Origin of the sequence: Bradyrhizobium oropedii, assembly GCF_020889685.1 — a bacterium.
GTDB classification, from domain to species: Bacteria; Pseudomonadota; Alphaproteobacteria; order Rhizobiales; family Xanthobacteraceae; genus Bradyrhizobium; species Bradyrhizobium oropedii.
In genome coordinates, this window is sequence record NZ_JACMYO010000171.1 from 1 (window position 1) to 18,594 (window position 18,594).

Annotated in this window: 18 protein-coding genes; 4 read left to right on the top strand and 14 right to left on the bottom strand. The window is 62.3% G+C overall.

Annotated elements, in window-relative coordinates:
- Nucleotides 1-825 (top strand): TetR/AcrR family transcriptional regulator (locus tag H8A95_RS33520; RefSeq protein WP_229187055.1); only part of this gene is annotated, 825 nt, incomplete at its 5' end.
- 141 nt (nucleotides 826-966) lie between these two features.
- On the opposite strand, the gene H8A95_RS33525 is transcribed toward H8A95_RS33520, so the two are convergent.
- Nucleotides 967-2,502: a porin gene (locus H8A95_RS33525; RefSeq protein ID WP_229187056.1), complete on the bottom strand. Its 1,536-nt coding sequence runs from the start codon at nucleotides 2,500-2,502 to the stop codon at nucleotides 967-969.
- Nucleotides 2,503-2,924: 422 nt separating this feature from the next.
- On the opposite strand from H8A95_RS33525, the gene H8A95_RS33530 reads away from it, so the two are divergent.
- A complete protein-coding gene (locus tag H8A95_RS33530) occupies nucleotides 2,925-3,569 on the top strand; it encodes a TetR/AcrR family transcriptional regulator (RefSeq protein ID WP_229187057.1) in 645 nt (214 codons plus the stop codon).
- Between the two features lie 319 nt (nucleotides 3,570-3,888).
- Here the strand turns inward: H8A95_RS33530 and H8A95_RS33535 are convergent, their stop codons facing one another.
- The 10 genes from H8A95_RS33535 to H8A95_RS33580 all read right to left on the bottom strand — a co-directional run bounded on the left by H8A95_RS33535 (nucleotide 3,889) and on the right by H8A95_RS33580 (nucleotide 14,476).
- Entirely contained in the window at nucleotides 3,889-6,075 is a 2,187-nt protein-coding gene (locus tag H8A95_RS33535; RefSeq protein ID WP_229187072.1) for a xanthine dehydrogenase family protein molybdopterin-binding subunit, read from the bottom strand.
- Nucleotides 6,076-6,097: 22 nt separating this feature from the next.
- Nucleotides 6,098-6,547 (bottom strand): (2Fe-2S)-binding protein, encoded by a 450-nt coding sequence (locus tag H8A95_RS33540; RefSeq protein ID WP_229187058.1) that lies wholly within the window; start codon nucleotides 6,545-6,547, stop codon nucleotides 6,098-6,100.
- A gap of 78 nt (nucleotides 6,548-6,625) precedes the next feature.
- Nucleotides 6,626-7,393, bottom strand: a complete 768-nt coding sequence (locus H8A95_RS33545; RefSeq protein WP_229187059.1) for an SDR family NAD(P)-dependent oxidoreductase — start codon at nucleotides 7,391-7,393, stop codon at nucleotides 6,626-6,628.
- Nucleotides 7,394-7,552: 159 nt separating this feature from the next.
- Entirely contained in the window at nucleotides 7,553-7,936 is a 384-nt protein-coding gene (locus H8A95_RS33550) for a nuclear transport factor 2 family protein (RefSeq protein WP_229187060.1), read from the bottom strand.
- Between the two features lie 55 nt (nucleotides 7,937-7,991).
- On the bottom strand, nucleotides 7,992-8,672 hold the full coding sequence (locus H8A95_RS33555; protein ID WP_229187061.1) for a carboxymuconolactone decarboxylase family protein: 681 nt from the start codon (nucleotides 8,670-8,672) through the stop codon (nucleotides 7,992-7,994).
- A 116-nt stretch (nucleotides 8,673-8,788) separates the two neighbouring features.
- Nucleotides 8,789-9,916: a serine hydrolase domain-containing protein gene (locus H8A95_RS33560; protein ID WP_229187062.1), complete on the bottom strand. Its 1,128-nt coding sequence runs from the start codon at nucleotides 9,914-9,916 to the stop codon at nucleotides 8,789-8,791.
- A 53-nt stretch (nucleotides 9,917-9,969) separates the two neighbouring features.
- On the bottom strand, nucleotides 9,970-11,238 hold the full coding sequence (locus H8A95_RS33565; RefSeq protein ID WP_229187063.1) for an MFS transporter: 1,269 nt from the start codon (nucleotides 11,236-11,238) through the stop codon (nucleotides 9,970-9,972).
- A gap of 133 nt (nucleotides 11,239-11,371) precedes the next feature.
- Nucleotides 11,372-12,133 (bottom strand): crotonase/enoyl-CoA hydratase family protein, encoded by a 762-nt coding sequence (locus H8A95_RS33570; RefSeq protein ID WP_229187064.1) that lies wholly within the window; start codon nucleotides 12,131-12,133, stop codon nucleotides 11,372-11,374.
- Between the two features lie 7 nt (nucleotides 12,134-12,140).
- Nucleotides 12,141-12,935 (bottom strand): SDR family NAD(P)-dependent oxidoreductase, encoded by a 795-nt coding sequence (locus tag H8A95_RS33575; protein ID WP_229187065.1) that lies wholly within the window; start codon nucleotides 12,933-12,935, stop codon nucleotides 12,141-12,143.
- Nucleotides 12,932-14,476, bottom strand: coding sequence for a class I adenylate-forming enzyme family protein (locus H8A95_RS33580; RefSeq protein ID WP_229187066.1), 1,545 nt, complete (start codon nucleotides 14,474-14,476; stop codon nucleotides 12,932-12,934). Before H8A95_RS33580 ends, H8A95_RS33575 begins: the two co-directional genes overlap by 4 nt.
- A gap of 95 nt (nucleotides 14,477-14,571) precedes the next feature.
- On the opposite strand from H8A95_RS33580, the gene H8A95_RS33585 reads away from it, so the two are divergent.
- Both H8A95_RS33585 and H8A95_RS33590 read left to right on the top strand, forming a co-directional pair.
- On the top strand, nucleotides 14,572-14,970 hold the full coding sequence (locus H8A95_RS33585) for a Zn-ribbon domain-containing OB-fold protein (RefSeq protein ID WP_229187067.1): 399 nt from the start codon (nucleotides 14,572-14,574) through the stop codon (nucleotides 14,968-14,970).
- On the top strand, nucleotides 14,967-16,118 hold the full coding sequence (locus H8A95_RS33590; protein ID WP_229187068.1) for a thiolase family protein: 1,152 nt from the start codon (nucleotides 14,967-14,969) through the stop codon (nucleotides 16,116-16,118). The genes H8A95_RS33585 and H8A95_RS33590 overlap by 4 nt, the downstream gene beginning before the upstream one ends.
- 122 nt (nucleotides 16,119-16,240) lie before the next feature.
- Here H8A95_RS33590 and H8A95_RS33595 read toward each other — a convergent pair whose 3' ends face one another.
- The 3 genes from H8A95_RS33595 to H8A95_RS33605 all read right to left on the bottom strand — a co-directional run.
- Nucleotides 16,241-17,464 (bottom strand): CaiB/BaiF CoA transferase family protein, encoded by a 1,224-nt coding sequence (locus tag H8A95_RS33595; protein ID WP_229187069.1) that lies wholly within the window; start codon nucleotides 17,462-17,464, stop codon nucleotides 16,241-16,243.
- Nucleotides 17,465-17,553: 89 nt separating this feature from the next.
- Nucleotides 17,554-18,156 carry a flavin reductase family protein gene (locus H8A95_RS33600; RefSeq protein ID WP_229187070.1) on the bottom strand — a complete coding sequence of 201 codons (603 nt, stop codon included), beginning with the start codon at nucleotides 18,154-18,156 and terminating at the stop codon, nucleotides 17,554-17,556.
- 26 nt (nucleotides 18,157-18,182) lie between these two features.
- A partial coding sequence (locus tag H8A95_RS33605; protein WP_229187071.1) for a VOC family protein occupies nucleotides 18,183-18,594 on the bottom strand: 412 nt, incomplete at its 5' end.

Below are 18,594 nucleotides of genomic sequence, written 5' to 3' on the forward strand. Positions count from 1 at the left end.
GCGCTTGTCGGACAGCTTCGCGATTGCCATGGGTCATCCCCCGCTAATTGTTGCTTGTTGACAGGAAAGTATCCTGAGCGCAGTGCGCTTGTCAACATCGGCGATGTCTTTTCAATCGCGCGATTCCACGGCTTGACGAACGACCGCGTAAATGGCTTTCTTTTCAACAAGCTAGTGAGGACACTAATGACCGCTTCCAGCCCTCCCGCACGCCAGGCCGGGGCGCGACCGCGCCGAACCCAGGGCGAACGCCGAGAAGAGACCGAACGACGTCTCCTAGATGCCGCCGTCGAGTTGATCGCCGAGCGCGGCCTCGAACGATTTACCCTTGCAGAAGTCGGAGAATCCGCGGGCTACAGTCGGGCCGCACCAGCATTCCACTTCGGCAATAAGGAAGGCCTGATCGAGGCGCTCGCCAAGGACCTTGTCGGCGGATTCCAGCAGGCCATGGACGAGTCGCCCCCTGAGCCTGGGCTCGAGCACCTGCTGCGCAACGCCGGACAGTATTTCGAGCGGGCCGAGCGCCTCTCGATCCGTTATCGCGCTTTATTCGCGATCTTCGGCGAGGCGCATTACAATGCGCTGCTCCGCAAGGCATCCTCCGACCTCACAGCCCACAGCATCGCACGCATGGCACGGAATCTCCGAGCCGGCATCGAGGCCGGCGACATCCGCGCCGACATCGACCCGAAAGTTCAGGCGATGATCATTCTCACGGGAATGCGTGGACTGGTCTCGCATTGGCTGATGGATCCCAAGGCGGTGAATCTGCGTGCTGCCCGCAAGAGTTTTATCGAGGGCGTGCGGCGCAGCCTCGCGCCCTAACGCGGCGGCTTTTTCGAGCGCCGTCCACAGCCGCTCCCGGCGTCGGTCTGAGCCAGCATTCAAAAGCCCTCCGGCGAGATCACCGGAGGGCTTCCTGAGGGTGGTTCAGAACCGGCTCAATCTTGCCGGCCTGAATAAGACTCACCAGTTCCTTTGAGCGTGGAGCAGCAGGGTCAAACTGCTTTGATCCCTCAGCTCGTACGAAGCAGCCGGCTTCGCGATACCCGACTGCTGCGGAAGCGTTACGATGCTTCCACCCGCGTACTTCTGGTCCAGAATGCTGTAAGTGAGTTCAGCTCCAAAGGTCAGTTTTGGGACTGGCGTCCAGGCGGTCTTTGTTCCGATGATCGCATAGTTGAAGTCGGGGTTGCAGCCATCAAATCCGCTCGAAAGTGCGAGCGTCTTTACAACGACGCCACAGATGTAGCCCTTGGCAGTGCTGTTATAGCGCACAGCGCCAATCCCACCGAAGATGCTGCTAACCCATCGCTCATCCCAGTTGTGGTTGTAACCGCCATTGAAGCCGTACGTCGTGGTTAGCTCCTGGCTCGAACCCGCGACGAACACGGAATCGGAAATGCCGGCAATTCCGAGGCTCTGGTAGGCACCTGCCAGACCCGTGCCACCGTACCTCGCGAACGTGGATGACATGTAATCGTTGAACGTATAGCGGCTTGCGCCGTTGGCATATACACCCGTCAAGTTGATCGAATCGCCTGGACCGGTTGGGATGTTCTTGATCGACAGTGCCAGCTGAACCGCCCAACCCCACTTGTCATTCGGATGGCCGGTCAGTTCCGTTGCACCGTAGTAGGCAGCACGATTGTTGTGCGCGGCCGCCGAAGCCTGGAACAGTCCCCAGGACTGGTCAACGCGAAGCATAGCGACGAGGTCTGGAGCCATCGTGCCGCCGATGTCGTTGCCGCCATACGTGCCGGTCGCGAGGGCCGCGGCCGTCGCTGTACCTACGTTCCAGACGTTGGTTGTGTCATGCACGACTGGATCCTGGGCCGAGACAGATGCCGTGAGCCCCTGCCCGAAATCGGCTGTATACGTGAACTGGTTCACTTGATCATACGCACTGCTGCCTGGCAGCTCGACGTAGTTTGCCGGATACTCGCCCCACGGCGTGGCGAACTGCGAGCTCGCTCTGCCGATTGTGAAGCCCGCGAACTGGATAAAGGCGTACCACACCCCGAATACGCCACCGGCGACGGCGCCCGGGTTCGCGTTGTTAGGTGCGGGTTCGCCGGCGAGTGACTGGTAAACGGTCGAGCCGTTGCCTGCGCCGCTGTAGGATCCCGTTGTCCATTGAAATATGGACTCAAAATAGGTGCGAACCATGCCGTATTCGGTTGCGGTACGCGTATCGATGCTTAAGTGCTCACGCGCCCGGGACGCATAGTTGCTGCTGAAGCGATTCGCTGCACCGGAAGGACCGAAGTCGGAGTTGGCAGCCAGGTTGTTGTTGTTCAATTGTACCCAGGCACGCACATAACCCCCGAGCTTGAGACAGGTGTCAGTGCCTGGGATGTAGTAGAATCCCGCGCCATAGAGTGAGCAGACCTTTACGTAGTCGATAGCCTTCGCTTTGACCGGAAGATCTGCTGCTTGTGCCCCACCTAATGCGATCAGGCCTGCTGCTGAACTGAGCCAAAATCTATTCCCCATCCTCATACTGGTTCTCCAAATAGTCCTACCTTGGGCAATGGAGGCATCGCGGAAGCGAGACAGCGCGCGCTCCCGTTTGCCTCGGACGCACGACGCGCGCGGTCCCATCGTTGCGCGTCGACGGTCGCGCTGCGGCTCAGCGCGAATGCTTGTGGAGGTCGCGGCTTGGCTTACTGGTAGAGCTGGGCCTGCAATTGAGGCCTGAAATGCTCAACTCGCGGCTGCGCCCGTCGGATCGCTTCAAACGCCATGATGATTGCCCCCGATACTTATCTTTCTTGTTGGCAAGAAAGTAATTCGATAGCATATCCTCTGTCAATATCATCCGGCCTCCTTTCCTGGGCCCACCGGTCTTGACGAGTGGTCGAGCAAATGGCTTTACAGCAGCCGCGCAGTCACTTTCTTTCCAGCAAGCTAGTGAGGCATTCATGACCGTTTCCAGTCCCACCGCGCGTCGCGCGGGAGGAGCGCGAACGCGCCGGACCCAGATCGAGCGCCGGGAGGAGACCGAGCGGCGCCTTCTGGATGCCGCCGTCGAGTTGATCGCCCAGCGGGGCCTCGAGCGGTTCACCCTCGCGGAGGTTGGCGAATCCGCGGGCTATAGTCGGGCTGCACCAGCATTCCACTTCGGCAACAAGGACGGCCTGATCGAAGCACTCGCCAGGAATCTCGTCGGCGGATACCAGCAGGCCATGGACGAGTTGCCAGCCCCTGAACCTGGGCTTGAGCACCTGCTGCGCAACGCCGGCCAGTATTTCGAGCGGGCCGAGCGCTTCGCGGTCCGATACCGCGCCCTGTTCGCAATCCTTGCCGAGGCGCGGCACAACGCGCTGCTCCGCGAGGCAGCATCCTCGCTAACCGCGCCCAGCACCGCTCGCATCGAACGCAATCTGCGCGCCGGCATCGAGGCGGGGGACATACGCGCCGACATCGATCCAAAGGTTCAAGCGATGATCATTCTCACGGGAATGCGCGGCCTGATCTCGCATTGGCTGATCGATCCGAAGGTGATGAATTTATCCGCCATCCGCAAGAATTTCGTCGAGACGCTGCGTTGCAGTCTTGCACCCTGACGCATGCAGCTACCGAACATACGGCTGCGTTGCCAAACGGCCCAATTATCGTAGGTGAACTGCCGCGCGGAGAGTCACGAACGTCCGCGATTACCCCATTGCCGAACGGATGAACAGTGAAGGCTCCACGCGACCTGGAACTTGACGTCGAACCCCTGCAGCGCCGGCGCTGGCCGTACGGCCGAAGCTACGGCTGCGACCGCAGCAGCGTCACCAACAACATGCCTACGTGCCGGATGACGCGTGACGGTCTTACACGACGATAACCCGGATGAGGAAGTAGAAGCAGCGGCCGGTCGAGCCGCCATCTCCGGCTTCATCAGGCAAAGGTACTGTTCTGGTCGCGTAGCGGGAAAGAGCGGATGCGCTTTCCCGTCGCCGCGAAATAGGCGTTCAGCACCGCCGGCGCGGCGATACCGATGCTCGGTTCGCCGACGCCGCCCCAGAATCCGCCACTCGGCATCAACACCGTTTCCACCTTGGGCATCTCGTTGATACGCATCGAGTTGTAGGTGTCAAAGTTGGACTGCTCGATGCGGCCGTCCTTGACAGTGCAGCCGCCGTAGAACAGCGCGCTCAAACCATAGACGATGGAGCCAGCGATCTGCCGTTCCACCTGCGCGGGATTGACGATGTAGCCGGGATCGGTCGAGGCGACGATGCGATGCACCTTGATCTTGCTGCCGTCGGTCACTGAGATTTCGGCAGCGCCGGCGACATAGCTACCGTGGCCCATCACCTGCGCAATGCCGCGATAGATGCCCTTGGGCGCCGGCGTGCCCCAGCCGATCTTCTCGGCCACGGCATTCAGCACCGCGAGGTGCTTGGGGTGCTTGCCCATCAGCTTGCGACGGAACGCGAGCGGCTCCAGGCCCGCGGCCCGCGCCAACTCATCCATGAAGCATTCGAGATAGATCGCATTATGGTTGAGGTTGACGCCGCGCCAAAATCCAGGCGGGACGTTCGGGTTGTGCATCGCATAGTCGATCAGAAGGTTGGCCACCGAATACCCAATCGCGGCTTCGCCAGATTGATCGACGCCCTGAAACACGAAGGGGTCGATGCCGTTCTTCGGCGCGCCCGAACCTTCCGACAACATGATCGATTGCCCGGAGAGCCGGTAGCGTAGCGCGACGAGATTGTTGTCGGCATCGAACGCGCCGGTCAGCTTGCATTGCGTGATCGGATGATACTTGCCGTGCTGCATGTCTTCTTCGCGCGACCACAGCAGTTTGACAGGCGTGCCGGGCATCTGCTTGGCGATCGCAACCGCCTGGCGGACATAGTCGGTCATGACGCGCCGGCCGAACCCGCCGCCAAGCATCAGCCTGTGCACGTCGATCTTCTCGGCCGCCAAGCCGGACACGTCCAGCACCGCCGCGAGGGCGGCCTCACCATCTTGCGTGCCGCACCACACCTCACACTTGTCCGGCGTGTAGAGCGCTGTCGCATTCATCGGCTCCATCGTGGCATGGTTCTGGTAGGGATAGCTATAGATCGCCTCAACCGTCTTGGCGGCGCCTGCGATCGCGGCCTTTACGTCGCCATTCTGGTTGCCGATGAAGGTCGGTTGCGCGTCGTCGAGGCCTTCGGCCAGCCACGTCGCAATCGTCTCGCTGGAGAGATTTGCGTTATCGCCCTCGTCCCAGACGATGGGCAACGCCTCGAGCGCGGTCTTGGCGTGCCACCAGGTGTCGGCAACGACGGCAACCGCGCTGTCGCCGACCGGCAACACCTTCTTGACGCCCTTCATGCCGGCGATCTTGGCTTCGTCGAAGCTCTTCACCTTGCCGCCGAACACCGGACAATCCTTGATCGCGGCGTTCAGCATGCCCGGAAGCTTGACGTCGATGCCATAAATCATCTTGCCCGTGGTCTTGTCGACGGTGTCGAGCCGCTTCAGGCCTTTGCCGGCAATGGTCCAGTCCTTCGGGTCCTTCAGCTTGACCTCGGCCGGCGGTTCGAGCTTGGCGGCCGCTTCCGCGACCTTGCCATAGGTCGTGGTCTTGCCCGAGGGCGTGTGGGTGATGACGCTGTTCGCCGCCTTGCACTCCGAGGCCGGCACCTTCCAACTGTTGGCCGCGGCCTGGATCAGCATCATGCACGCGGTGGCGCCGCCCTGGCGCACATAGTCCTGCGACGCTCGGATGCCAAGGCTGCCGCCGGTGGTGAATTCACCCCAAGGGCGCTTGCGGGCGATGCTCTGGCCGGGCGTCGGATACTCGGTGGTTACCTTCGACCAGTCGCACTCCAGTTCCTCGGCGACGAGCTGGGCGAGGCCGGTCAGCGTGCCCTGGCCCATCTCTGAGCGGGCGATGCGGATCACCACGGTGTCGTCGGGCCGGATCACGACCCAGGCGTTGACCTCTGACGCACCGTCGGCGGCGCGCACGACCGCAGGTCCGCCGAATGGCAGGTCGAAGCCGAGCGCGAGGCCGGCCGCGGCGGTCGCGCTACCGATCACGAAGGCACGGCGGTTGAGTTTTGGCATGACGTGCTGACCGATTTGCAGATTCACCGCTACTTCCTCACGCGTTCGCGGCAGCATGGATCGCCTTGCGCACCTGCTGGAAGGTGCCGCAGCGACAGATATTGGTGATGGCATCGTTGATGTCGTCGTCGGTCGGCTTCGGATTCTCCTTCAGCAATGCCGCCACCGCCATGATCATGCCGCTCTGGCAATAACCGCATTGCGGAACGTCGTTACCGATCCAGGCCTGCTGCACCTTGTGCAGCGCGCCGTTGGCACCGAGGCCCTCGATGGTGGTGATCTCCTTGCCGACGGCATCGCCGACCGTGACGCCGCAGGAGCGCATCGCAGCGTCGTCGATATGCACCGTGCAGGCGCCGCATTGCGCAATGCCGCAGCCGTATTTGGTTCCCGTCAGCCCGACATTCTCCCGGATCGCCCACAGCAGCGGCGTGTCGTCCTCGACGTCCACAGCGATCGTCTTGCCGTTGATCTTGAGGTTTGTCATCGCTTCCCTCGCATTAATTGCTACCTGCGAACCATGCCGTACTCGGTTGCGGTACGACGCATATGGCGCCGATCGACATCAGCTGATCGTCGCCCCGCCGTCGATCACGATGGTCTGGCCGGTCATGAAGTTGCCGGCTTTCGAACCCATCAGTACCGCGGCGCCGGCGATCTCGTCGGGAATGCCGATGCGCAGCAACGGCGAGCGCGCGGTTCGGGCCTTCAGATTGTCCGGATTGTCCCACAGCGCCTTGGCGAAATCAGTTTTGATCAGCCCCGGCGCGATGCAGTTCACACGAATATTGTGCTGGCCGTATTCGCAGGCGAGATTGCGCGCGAGCTGCATGTCGGCAGCCTTGGAGATCGCGTAGGCACCGAGGATGGTCGAGCCCTTCAACCCGCCGACCGAGGAGACGATGATGATGGAGCCATCCTTGCGCTCGATCATTTGCGGTATCACCATCGATATCAGCCAGTTGTTGGCGACGATGTTGTTGTCGAGAATCTTCCTGAACTGATCGTCCGAGATAGTGGCGAGCGGCCCGTAATGAGGATTCGACGCGGCGTTGCAGACCAGCACATCGATCTTGCCGAAGGAGCGATTGCTCTCATCAACCAAGCTTTGCAGGTCCTCCTTCGACGAGATGTTGGCCGCGATCGCGACCGCGGTGCCCTCGCCGTGGCTCGCGTTGATCTCCGTTGCAACTTGCTCGCAGACGTCGGCCTTGCGCGAGGAGATCACGACCTTGGCGCCGTGCTCGGCCATCCGCTCGGCGATCGCGCGACCGATACCGCGCGTCGAGCCGGTGATGACGGCGACTTTTCCCTTCATGTCGAACAAGGTCATGTTATCTCTCCGAACTCTGGTGCTTGAATATCGAATGGTAGGCCGGATACCCGGTTGGCAGTCGAGCTCAAGGCCCGAGCGCGGCCCCGTCGACGGCGTTCTCCGTCGATGCCAGTGAGAAATCCAACGGCGCGGTAATGTCAGCCTATACTGCCGTGGCTATGAAGGCAGGCTCGTCGCTTGAAAGCTGACCTGGCGCCACCCCGCGTCCGTGCGTCGCCAGACCTGACTGGTGATGAACTTCATCTGATGCGACTTGCCGGTGGCGCGCATGCGGACGACTTGCTCGATCGATCCCGTAGCGAGGGCGACGTCGCCCAGATCGAGGACATTAAGGTCACCCCGCGTCACATTCACATATTCGAGGCGATCGCGCACATTGGCGAGGAATTGCTCCCGATCCTCGACCCGGCCACTGGTGTGGATATGGACGACCTCGTCCGCCAACAAGGTGGACAGGAGGGAATAATCCCCTACCACCAAAGCTTCGCAGCGCTGCCGTTCCAGATCGCGAATTGTGGCAGTGAGAGTTGGACTTGACATGTTGCGGCACGCTCCTTGATTCAGCAGACTTTCAGTCTGCTCCGCTCTATGGCGACTACGCACGATCGCCCACACCTTGCGCGGTGCCGCGCTGGAAGGCGCTGTGCTTCACATCGGGAAAGCTCACCGAGCCGAAGCCGCTCAGCGGCATCATGGCCCAGGCCTTCACGGTGGGACCTGCCGGGACCCTCCCGGATTCGACGAGCGACTTCCAGACTGCGCACGCGTTGATGAAATTTGGCGCGCCGGCAGGCAGCATGGTGAAGGCAAGAGCCTCCAGGATCTCGTTTTCGGGCGTCCCCAGCCTGTAAAGTTCCTGAATGTGCAACGCCAATTGCGGCCAGCGCCGCCGGCACACACAGATCGCAGCTGCGCCGAGATGCACGAGACGCTCGGGCACTTCAGCGTGGCGGCATGCATTGAGGAGAGCCTCCAGATAGGCGTCCGCGGCATTGATACCGAGATCGCGGCCACCCCAGTTCTCGGAAGGGAAGGAGAACACCTCCGATCCCTCGACCATAGCGACCATGGCGAACACCGAGGCGATCGCAGAAGGATCCTTGCTCTCCGCACGGAACTTGTGGAGATGGTGGGTGCCGATGGCTTCGCGACCGGTCAGGATGATTCCGAGCCAGATATATTCCTTCTCGAATTCGGTGAACGGACCCTCGGTGAGGGCGAGACGCGAATAGAAGGCGTCATAGATCGCCAAGGCGTCGGGATCGAGCAGCGCCATGATGCCGTGATGCGGGAGCAGGAATCCGCCACGACGTAGCTTCATATCGGCGAGCACAGTATCGGGATCACGAGTGGACGAAGAGGCAGATTGACTTACCATGTTGCAAGACCGGGCTAGAGACAGGTGTAGAGGGTGTCGATCAGGTTGCGGCGCCGCGGGTCGCGGTCGGCCAGCATCGTCATTCGGTTCATGACGTAACCGACCGCCACCCCCGCGACCGGGTCGGCGAAGGCGAAGGAGCCACCCCAGCCGCTGTGACCGAAGGCTTCGTCGTTCGGGCCGTAGGACAACTTGTTCGGGTTGAGCCAGAAGCCCGCGCTCCAGCGCTGAGGCGCCTGACGCACCAGATCGATGCCTTCGATCCGTGGACGCGTGGCCTCTGCGAGGGTCTGCCGGCTCACCAACGGTGAATTGGGAACGATCAACGCATTGTAGAAGCTTGCCAGGCCCTTGCCGTTAGCGAACCCGTTGGCGGAAGGCAAATCCGCATCCTTCCAGGCCTCTGTGTTGGCAATCGAACCGGTGATCTGGGGATTCATGTTGGCCAGCGTTTGATAGATGCTGGGAGCTTGCGCGCCTGCTGAGGATTGGTCTGCGCCAGCGATCACTGGCGCAATGCGGCCCCGCTGATCAGGAGGTACACCAATCGACAAGTCGAGCTGCAATGGCGCAGCGATGTTCTCGGCCACGAACTGCTTGATCGACATTCCGGTGATGCGCCTGAAGAGTGCGGTGAAGATGATCCCGCTGCTCAATGTATTGTAGCCGCACGCTGTACCGGGCTCCCAAAGGGGAGTTTGGGCGGCAAGACGCGCGGCTGAACGCTCACCGGCCAGGAGATCCTCGATCGTTGCCGGATCGGCGAAACCGCAGATGCCAGACTGATGGGACAGCAACTGGCCAAGCGTGATGTCTTGCTTGCCGCCCGCCGCAAACTCCGGCCAGTGGTCCGAAACCTTATCCTCGTAGGATGCCAGCCCTCGGTCCACCGCCATCGCGTAGCACGCGCCATTCAACCCCTTTGCGGCAGAGAACACGTTGGCGATGGTGTCACGTGCCCAAGGCGTTGTCCCGGCCTCATCACGAAAGCCGGACCAAAGCTCAACAACAAGTTCTCCGCCGACATAGAGGGCGAAATCGGCACCGACCTCGTTATGCTCACGGAAGTTGGCCAGGAAGACGTCTCGTACCCGGGTGAAGGCCGGAAGACAGCTGCCAGACAGTTCCAGCGCGGCGGTCATGGTTTCCTCTCCTCATTCAATTTCATTCGAAACTAAGCGGCGGATCTCCGGCCTCACGCCTCGACCGATGCTTGCGCCAGACCCGTGCTCGACGTCTGGGCAAAGGGGTTGCGACGCAGCGTGGCAAACAGCATCCCAGCCACGACGAAGGCACCGGCCGCAGGTGCAAGAGCTGCATCATAGCTTCGGCTAAGATCGTAAAGCCGCCCAAAGACCAGGCCACCGAGACCGAGACACACCGACGAGGTCATGACCAGCGTGCCGAAGATTGAGGCGAACGCGCGCAAGCCAAACAAGCGCGCCACGAAGAAAGCTTGCAGATCTGCTTCCGCGCCCATCGCGCAACCGATCAACGCCACGGCGATACCATAGGCAAGCATGGATGGATTGGCAGCCAGAAGCAGCAACGAGCCCGCAGCAGCGCCCATCATCACCAGGCACACGACCAGCGGAGGATTGAGGACGTCCAGCAGGAGCCCCACGCCGGTGCGCCCCGCAAGAATGAGCACGAAGAAAAGCGAGGCGAGCGCACCGACCTGAGACACCGACATGCCCTTGTCGGAGAGCAGAGCCGACATGTGACCGAAGAACCCGCCGATCGGAAACATCGATAACATCGTCGCAATCAGCAGCATCCAGTAGGGAGCCGTCCGGATCGCATCTGCGAGGGTTAGTCCGGTCACAGGTGCATCCTGCTTCGACCCGGTTACCGCTGAGTTCGGGCGCACAACGCTTGCGAACACAGCGCACGGCAATCCGACAACTGCGGCGACAACGGCCAGCAAAGCGAAACCGGCGCGCCAGCTCACCTCATTGTTCAGCGCCACGAGGACCGGGGCCAAAGGCGTAAGCAGGATGGCGCCGCCGCTTGCTACGATCCCCAGGGCGGTGCCGCGCCAGCGCACGAACCGCTTGGCGACCAGCGGGGCGAAGACAATTTGGCTGGTGGCTCCACCGACCACCAGGATGGCGATGAGGGTCACGTAGTAGGTGGCAAGATGAGCGGGAATGGCCACCATCGCCAGGCAGAGAGCGGAATAGATGATCATGCCAAGGACGCTGATCCGGCGAATTCCATATCGGTCGACAAGCACACCGACGAGCGGCATGACCAACGCCATGGCGAACTGGCCCAATGTGGTCCCAAGCGCAATTTCCGCGCGCGACCAGCCGGTCGCCGCCTCGATCGGCTTGACGAAGTTGGAAGCCGCGATGGTGAGCAGGCTGACGCCAGAGGCGACGCCACCAGTGGCAAGGACCAAGGTTCGCCAGCCGCGCGACCATTCACCGGCAACGCCTGCGTCGTGGGATCTATGAGACATAAGGCAATTCCCCTTTGCCATCGGCGGTCGGCATTCCGCACGGCGCGATCCGCTCGCGCGAACAATGCCTGCCTCTTGCTCCGACCTCATAGCGTCGAAGATACCGAGATCGCGATTCGCCACACGCAAACATTCAACGTCCTCGCCATACGGGCTTGCGCCCTTCAGCGAAAGCGGCGAGCCCTTCTTTGCGGTCCTCGGAGTCTCGAACGGACTTCACGAAGGGCGCTTGCGATTCCCATGCTTCTGCTTCGGTCCAGTCGAGAGCGCGCGAGACGATCTGCTTGGTGGCAGCAAGCGCGGTCGGCCCGTTCACAAGCAGCCCCTCGGCCCATGCAATGGCGACTGACAGTGCCTGGCCGGGCTCGGCCAGACGATTGACGACGCCCGCGCGATGAAAGAACTGGGCGCTGCGAGGCTGCCCGTCCAACGCGACCTCCATCGCCAGATGATAGGGCATGCGGCGCGGCAAGCGGATGAGGCCGCCGCCCGACGCTACGAGATTATGGCGCACTTCCGGCAAACCGAACCGAGCATCGCGGGCTGCTACAATGAGGTCGCAGGCCAGACAGAGTTCGAAACCGCCACCGACGGCGTAGCCCTCCACCGCAGCGATTACCGGCTTTCGGGGCGGCTGGGCAAAGAAACCAAAGCCGCCACGCCGGTCGGTAATCGCTCGCTCGCCGCGTGCCGCCGCCTTGAGATCAGCGCCAGCGCAGAACGTTCCACCTGCACCGGTGAGTACACCGACGAACAGCGAGTCATCGGAGTCCAGCAGGTCTGCCGCCGCCTCAAGCGCCCCCGCGGTCGCGCGGTCCACGGCATTGCGCACGTCTTGCCGATCGATCGTGATTAGCAGGATCGGACCTCGACGCTCCGTCAGGATAGTGCTCATGGTCGCCTCAAAGCGCGAATGTGAAGCCGCCATTGACCGGGTAGGTTTGACCGGTGATCCAGGAGGAAGCATCGGAGGCCAGGAACAACACCATGTTGGCAATGTCGTCGGGCTGGCCGGGTCGGCGGACCACGTACTTCTCCATCATCTTCTTGACACGCTCGGGATTGGCCGCGAGCCGTCCTTCAACGGCTGGAGTCATGGTAACCCCGATGGCGACGCAATTCGCCGTGATCTGGTGGCGGCCCAGGGTACGGGCACATGAGCGCATGAAGCCAGCGGCGCCCGCCTTGGCGGCGGCGTAGATTTCCATGCTCGCGTCGCCGTAACGGCCGGCCTCGGAGATTATGGTGATGAGCCGACCCGGCGCGTCCCGAGCGATCATACCGGGGATCACCGCGGCGGTGCAGTTCAGCACGCCATGGAGGTTGACCCCCAAATGGGCGTCCCACACCTCGGGAGTGGTTTCCCAGAAGGGCTTGCGGATCTCCGTGGACGGGTTGGCGCCAGCGTTGCCAGCGTTGTTAACGAGAACGGCAACGGGTCCCACCGTCGCCTCGACCTCGCTGACCATGTAAAGGACGCTGCTGCGGTCGGTGACGTCGGCCTGGATCGCCATCGCACGCCCCCCACCCTTCTGGATCTCGGCAGCCACGGCTTCGGCGCGCGACAGTACATAATCGTTGACCACCACCGTCCCGGCATTGTGTGCCGCAAAGTGGAGCGCTATCTGGCGTCCGACACCTTGGCCGGCGCCTGTGATGAGTGCGACGCGGCCGCGTAGGTCTAGAATGTCGCTCATACTTTTCGTTCCCTTCCTTCCCAATAAGGCGCGCGCAGATCGCGCTTCAGCACCTTGCCCATGCCATTGCGAGGCAGGCTTGGAGTCACCTCCACCGCTTTCGGCCGCTTGTAGGAGGCCAGTATCGTTCGCGTGTGGGCCAGGATAGCCTCGGGGTCGACGGACTGGCCTGGACGCAACTCCACAAAAGCTTTGGGGGCCTCGCCGAAATCGTCGTCAGGAATTCCGATGACGGCGACATCCTGCACGGCCGGATGAGTTCGGATGACCGCTTCGATCTCGGCTGGATAGATATTGACGCCGCCCGAAACGATCATGTCCTTGGCGCGGTCGGTGATGTAGAGGTAACCCTCTTCGTCGACGCGGCCGATATCGCCGGTGCGGAAAAAGCCCTCGGAGTCGAGTTGATCTTCTCCCAGCGGTTCGCCGTTCAGATACTGACGGATCACCGCCGGGGTCTTCACCCAGATCTCTCCGGTCTCGCCCGCCGGCAATGACCGTCGATCAGCGGCGCGGACACTGATTTCAACGTGCCTGTAGGGACGTCCGCTCGACCCTGGCTTGAGCGCCTGCATCGTCGCAGGAAGGCCGGTAATCATGCCAGCTTCGGTAGAGCCGTAGTTCTCGCTGAGGTGCTGACCGAAATAGTCGCCCACCCAGGCCTTTAGCTCGCGCGAGATCGGCGCGGCGCCGACACCCAGTATCCGGATCGAGGAGACGTCATATTTCGCAAGGGTCTCCACCGGCAGCACCGCAATCCGTTGGTACATGGTTGGAACGGCGCGCCAGTAAGTGACGCGATGCGCTGCGATGAGCCGCAACGCCTCCTCCGGCTCGAAGCGCCGCATCACAACCATCTTGTTGCCCTGGAGCACTGAGTTCGCGACGGCCGACGGTCCCGCACCGTGGTGCATGGGCAGGGTGATCAAGGCTACGTCGCCGGGACGCTGCGGACGCTCGGCGCGGACGCTCCGCTGATACTCGGCGAGACGGCGGGCAGCATCGGCCCCCTCCGGAGGCGTTCCGCCCATCACCACGCCCTTGGGCAAGCCGGTCGTGCCCGACGTAAAGATGATCAGCGGCGGGTTACCTGCGGCTACCCGCGCGGGGCCTTCGGCAAGCAACAGCGTCGAGAAGTCGACGAATCCTTCCGCGGAATGATCCAGCGAAACCGCGACTCTGATGGGCTGGCCCTCCAGGGCCGGCAGAAGCGCAGCCGGGTCGCTGTCGTCACAGATCAGCGCGGCAACCTTGGTATTGGTGAGCATCTGGCGAATCTCGCCGGGCGTGAGCCGCCAGTTCAGGCCCAGCAGGCGACATCCCAGCTTTCCCAGCGCGCTCTGGGTCAGCATCCATTCGGTGCGCGTGCGCAGCCGCACCACGACGATATCGCCATGAGTGATGCCGCGCTCGGCGAGCGCATTGGCCATGGCATTGGCCCGCTCATTCCAGCGCCGCCACGTCGTTGACAGCCCGCCGTCGATGATCGCGACGGCGTCGGGCGTGTGTTCGGCCCAGTATTCGACTGATCCTCGGGTCATGTTCTTATCGAGCAGCGCTGCAACGCCTCCCTGTATTCTTGACTTGCCTGCTAACAAGCAACATTCTTGATCGTCTGTCAAGCGGGAGTGCAAACATGATCAAACTGCTGAATCCGGAACTCTACGAGGAAGACGACCGTAACGCCGTACGGTTGATCGGGGCCGCCTGCCCCACCTGTTCAGGCGTATTCTTTCCGATGCAAACCTATGGCTGCGAACGCTGTGGCGCAGACCTGCGGCCGCGCCGCTTCGCAGCCGCGGGCACCGTGACCGCCCAAGCGCGCGTGCACCTGCATCGAGCGGCCAATCCGCCCACCCCGTTCACGGTGGTCGCATTAGAGCTCGACGATGGTCCGGTGATCCGAGCCCTGCTGACTTCGGATTCTCCGCCCTGCCAGATCGGCGATCGTCTCGTCGGAGAACTGGTTGACATAACCGAGCCGGACAGCGAACCGCGTCGCGACCTGCGCTTCACCCGGGCGGTGGCACAATGACCGTCGTCCTCAACGACCTTCGCCCGGTCTACGTCGTCGGCATCGGGTTGCACCGCTATCAGTTCGCCTCGGACACGCCTTACGTGGCGCTGGGTCTAACCGCGGTTCGCGCAGCGTTAGAGGATGCTCGCCTCGACTGGCCTGCGGTCGAATCGGCCTACGTCGGCCGTGCTCTTCTGCCCATGGCCGCCGGCCGCGCCATCCTGCGTCACCTCGGCACCACCGGTCTTCCGATTGCGCATATGGAGAACGCCTCGGCTTCCGGCTCTACCGCGTTCCGGCATGCCTGCTTCGAGGTCGCTACCGGACTTTGCGACGTCGCCCTCGCGCTCGGCGTCGACAAACCAGGTGCGGCACCGGCTGGGCGCGCCGAGAGCTTGTCCGGCATCCGCAATCTTGCCGACTTCGCGATCTCGCCCGCCACGCACTACGCGCTGCTCGCTGATCGCTATGCTCACCGTCACGGCGTGGCGACGGATGATTTCGCGCTCGTCGCGGTCAAGAATCACCGCAACGGAGCTAAAAACCCGTTCGCGCAGCATCAAAAGGTGCGCTCGCTCGAGGAAATCCTCGGCGGCAAGAAGATCGCCGGCAGCTTCACCTCACTTCAGTGCACCCCCGTGGGCGAAGGCGCCGCCGCGGTGATCATCGCTTCAGAGGCGGCGGTGAAGCGCCTCGGGCTCGACACCCGGCGCGCCGTCCGTGTCTCGGCCTCGGCCGCGCGCAGCCAGCGGGTGTACGAGCCCAACGTCCCTTACGACGCCTTCCTGACCGCCGAGACGACCGCCATGGCGCTCCAACAGGCGAGGCTTGCTCCGAAGGACCTCGACATCGTCGAGCTGCACGACGCGTTCAGTGTTGAAGAGGTCGAATATGTCGAGGCGATGGGTCTCTGTGGCGAGGGCAAGGCGCTTTCCCGGCTCAAGGAGGGCGCGTTCGACATCGGTGGCGCGTGCGCGGTGAATCCGTCCGGCGGACTGATCGCGATGGGGCATCCCATCGGGCCTACTGGCGTTGGTCAGGTGGCAGAGATCGTGCGCCAACTGCGCGGCGAGGCCGGCCCACGCCAGCATGCCGGCGCACGGCGGGGATTGGCACACATGGTCGGCGTGGGCGCAGTCTGCTACGTCCACATCCTGGAAACCTGAGACAGACTAGATCACCAAGATTGGCGGAAGCCTCAACACAATGTTCTCGGGAGAAACCCGAGGGTTGAGGCTTCCGCGAGGTCGGAGCTAATCTTCACATGACGGAGATGGAAGACGAAAGCCTATCTCTCTTCCAACTCACCCGACCGCGCCGGGCGTTCGATCTCACCTGCTCCCGTCCCAAGCGTCTCCGCGATCACCTCATTCGTATGCTCTCCGAGTTGCGGCAGCCTTTGCCGTGCTCGAATGACGCTCCCGGACAGCTTGTAGGGCTGGTTGGCGACCAGGAACGGTTCAGAAGATGATCCGACGCGCTCGAAGGACCCACGAAACGTCGCTTGTGGATCGGCGATAGCCTCGGCCACCGTTCGGTATTTCGCGCACGGCACCCCCGCACGCATCAACGTTGCCTCACATTCCGCACCCGAACGTTCGGACGTCCAGGCTTCAATGATGTCCAGCAAGGCGATCCAGTTCGCTTCTCCGGCTTCCGCGGTCGCGAACCTGGGATCGGAGAGGCCTTCCGGAAAGTCGATTGCCTCGAAGAGCCCCGGAAGAAATTTCGGCATAACCGCTGCGACCATCACGAAGCCGTCCCTGGATCGGACCGGCTGGTAGACCGGGCGCAGCTTGCTGGCGGGATCTTGCGCGAGCTGGATCTCGTAGGTGAGCATGCCCACGATGGAATCCATCATCGAAAGATCGATATGTTGGCCTCTACCCGTCTTCTCACGATCGTAAAGCGCAAGATGGATAGCGCTCGTGGCGTGCGCCGCCGCGAGCACGTCGGCGACGAAGACGCCGTTGTTGGCGGGACGATCGGGATTTCTTTGATACGCCATGTTTGTCAGGTCAAAGCCAGAGCTCGCGTGGATCACGGGAGCAAATGCAGGCTGATGCGCGCGTGGGCCCGCCTGACCGAAGCCCGAGATCGAACAGTAGATCAGTCGTGGATTCCGGGCCGCAACGGTCTCAAAATCGAGACCTAGTCTCTTCATGACGCCAGGCCTAAAGTTCTCGACAACGACGTCCGCTTGATCCGACAAACGAAGCGCGATCTCCCGCCCCTGGACGGTGGACAGGTCAACGACGACGCTGCGCTTGCCGCAGTTCATCGAGGCGAAGTAGGTGCTGATGTCTGACCGGTGCGGGGGACGCTTCCGAAGCATGTCACCGGCCGGAGGCTCGATCTTGACGACGTCCGCACCGGCATCAGCAAGCGCGCGCGTGCACATCGGCCCCGACATGATCATAGAGAAGTCGATTACTCGTACACCCGCCAGCGGCTCGTGACGGCTATCCCGATCGTCAAGATTCGATTTCGGTGATTGCTGAGGTGACGACATTGACAGCGCTCTCTTGTTGGCTGCGTCGGATCGCAGCACGTCGGCGCCCTCTGACGGGCTGCCGTATCGCGCGATTGTGGTTCCTGACGCTAGACGGCGCGTTCCATTATGAACACGTCGTCGGTCACCGAGTAATCCATGTATCCAAGCCGAGCGAGCGGCCGCATGCGGGTAACATCAACGCGACCCTCAACAAGGTTAGCATCGTTGATATAGACGCCGACGACCAGGCCCAGGATCAGCGAAGCCTTGTGCAGTTGCCCCGGCGCTCCGGTTGGGAGCGCCACTGTCTCGATGTAACGACACTCCAGCGCCGCCGGCGCCATCGCCACTCGGGGCGGCCGCACCCATCGTGACGGGGCGGTCTTCAGGCCCGTCAGGGCGAACTCGTCCACTTCCGGCCCGGCCGGAACGGAGGAGCGATTGACCGCCTCACGCAGATCCCATGTGGCGAGGTTGCACACGAACTCGCCCGTCTGCTCCACATTGCGCTGACTGTCCTTGAGTGAGCTACTGCCGAACATCACGACCCCGGGCTTCGCAGCAACAAGGTTGAAGTAGCTGTAGGGCGCGAGATTCGGCACGCCGTCGGCGCTCAGAGTGGAGATCCAGCCGATCGGGCGCGGACTGACGAGCGCGTTGATCGGATCGAAGGGCAGCCCATGGTCACCCGCTAACGCGTCATAGTGCATTTCAAAGTTATCCCGACGTCTAGGGCTCAGCGCGATTTATGCAGATCGCGGCTCGGCTTTCCGGATGAAGCGGGCTGGTGGCTGACGTCGCCGTCCCGCAGTGGCCGGTCCCAACAGGCGAATTCGAGACCAATGCCGTCGGGATCGCGGAAGTAGATCGAGCGCAGCCAGGTGCCGTCCGCGTTGCCCGACTGACGATCCTCGGTGCGACGATCCTCGTCATAGTGGCCGAGCACCTTGGAGACGTAGATGCCAGCGTCTTCAAGACGTCGCTTGTACTCCAGCAAGGCATCGGGCTCGACGTTGAAGGCGATGTGATGCATCGAGCCGACCGCCGTGACGTAATTCTGCGGCTGGCCTGGCACGAACTCGCCAAGGTTCACGCGCGGCGTGGTAATGCCCGGCACCGCTTCGGGCGCAGTGTCGAAGTAGAAGAAG

Excerpts from the sequence above, each read along its gene's own strand:
- H8A95_RS33565 (WP_229187063.1), bottom strand. The coding sequence starts at position 11,238 with ATGTCTCATAGATCCCACGACGCAGGCGTTGCCGGTGAATGGTCGCGC.
- H8A95_RS33590 (WP_229187068.1), top strand. The coding sequence starts at position 14,967 with ATGACCGTCGTCCTCAACGACCTTCGCCCGGTCTACGTCGTCGGCATC.
- H8A95_RS33600 (WP_229187070.1), bottom strand. The coding sequence starts at position 18,156 with ATGCACTATGACGCGTTAGCGGGTGACCATGGGCTGCCCTTCGATCCG.
- H8A95_RS33550 (WP_229187060.1), bottom strand. The coding sequence starts at position 7,936 with ATGTCAAGTCCAACTCTCACTGCCACAATTCGCGATCTGGAACGGCAG.
- H8A95_RS33585 (WP_229187067.1), top strand. The coding sequence starts at position 14,572 with ATGATCAAACTGCTGAATCCGGAACTCTACGAGGAAGACGACCGTAAC.
- H8A95_RS33595 (WP_229187069.1), bottom strand. The coding sequence starts at position 17,464 with ATGTCGTCACCTCAGCAATCACCGAAATCGAATCTTGACGATCGGGAT.
- H8A95_RS33570 (WP_229187064.1), bottom strand. The coding sequence starts at position 12,133 with ATGAGCACTATCCTGACGGAGCGTCGAGGTCCGATCCTGCTAATCACG.
- H8A95_RS33530 (WP_229187057.1), top strand. The coding sequence starts at position 2,925 with ATGACCGTTTCCAGTCCCACCGCGCGTCGCGCGGGAGGAGCGCGAACG.
- H8A95_RS33560 (WP_229187062.1), bottom strand. The coding sequence starts at position 9,916 with ATGACCGCCGCGCTGGAACTGTCTGGCAGCTGTCTTCCGGCCTTCACC.
- H8A95_RS33540 (WP_229187058.1), bottom strand. The coding sequence starts at position 6,547 with ATGACAAACCTCAAGATCAACGGCAAGACGATCGCTGTGGACGTCGAG.
- H8A95_RS33575 (WP_229187065.1), bottom strand. The coding sequence starts at position 12,935 with ATGAGCGACATTCTAGACCTACGCGGCCGCGTCGCACTCATCACAGGC.
- H8A95_RS33555 (WP_229187061.1), bottom strand. The coding sequence starts at position 8,672 with ATGGCGCTGCTCGATCCCGACGCCTTGGCGATCTATGACGCCTTCTAT.
- H8A95_RS33580 (WP_229187066.1), bottom strand. The coding sequence starts at position 14,476 with ATGACCCGAGGATCAGTCGAATACTGGGCCGAACACACGCCCGACGCC.
- H8A95_RS33545 (WP_229187059.1), bottom strand. The coding sequence starts at position 7,393 with ATGACCTTGTTCGACATGAAGGGAAAAGTCGCCGTCATCACCGGCTCG.
- H8A95_RS33525 (WP_229187056.1), bottom strand. The coding sequence starts at position 2,502 with ATGAGGATGGGGAATAGATTTTGGCTCAGTTCAGCAGCAGGCCTGATC.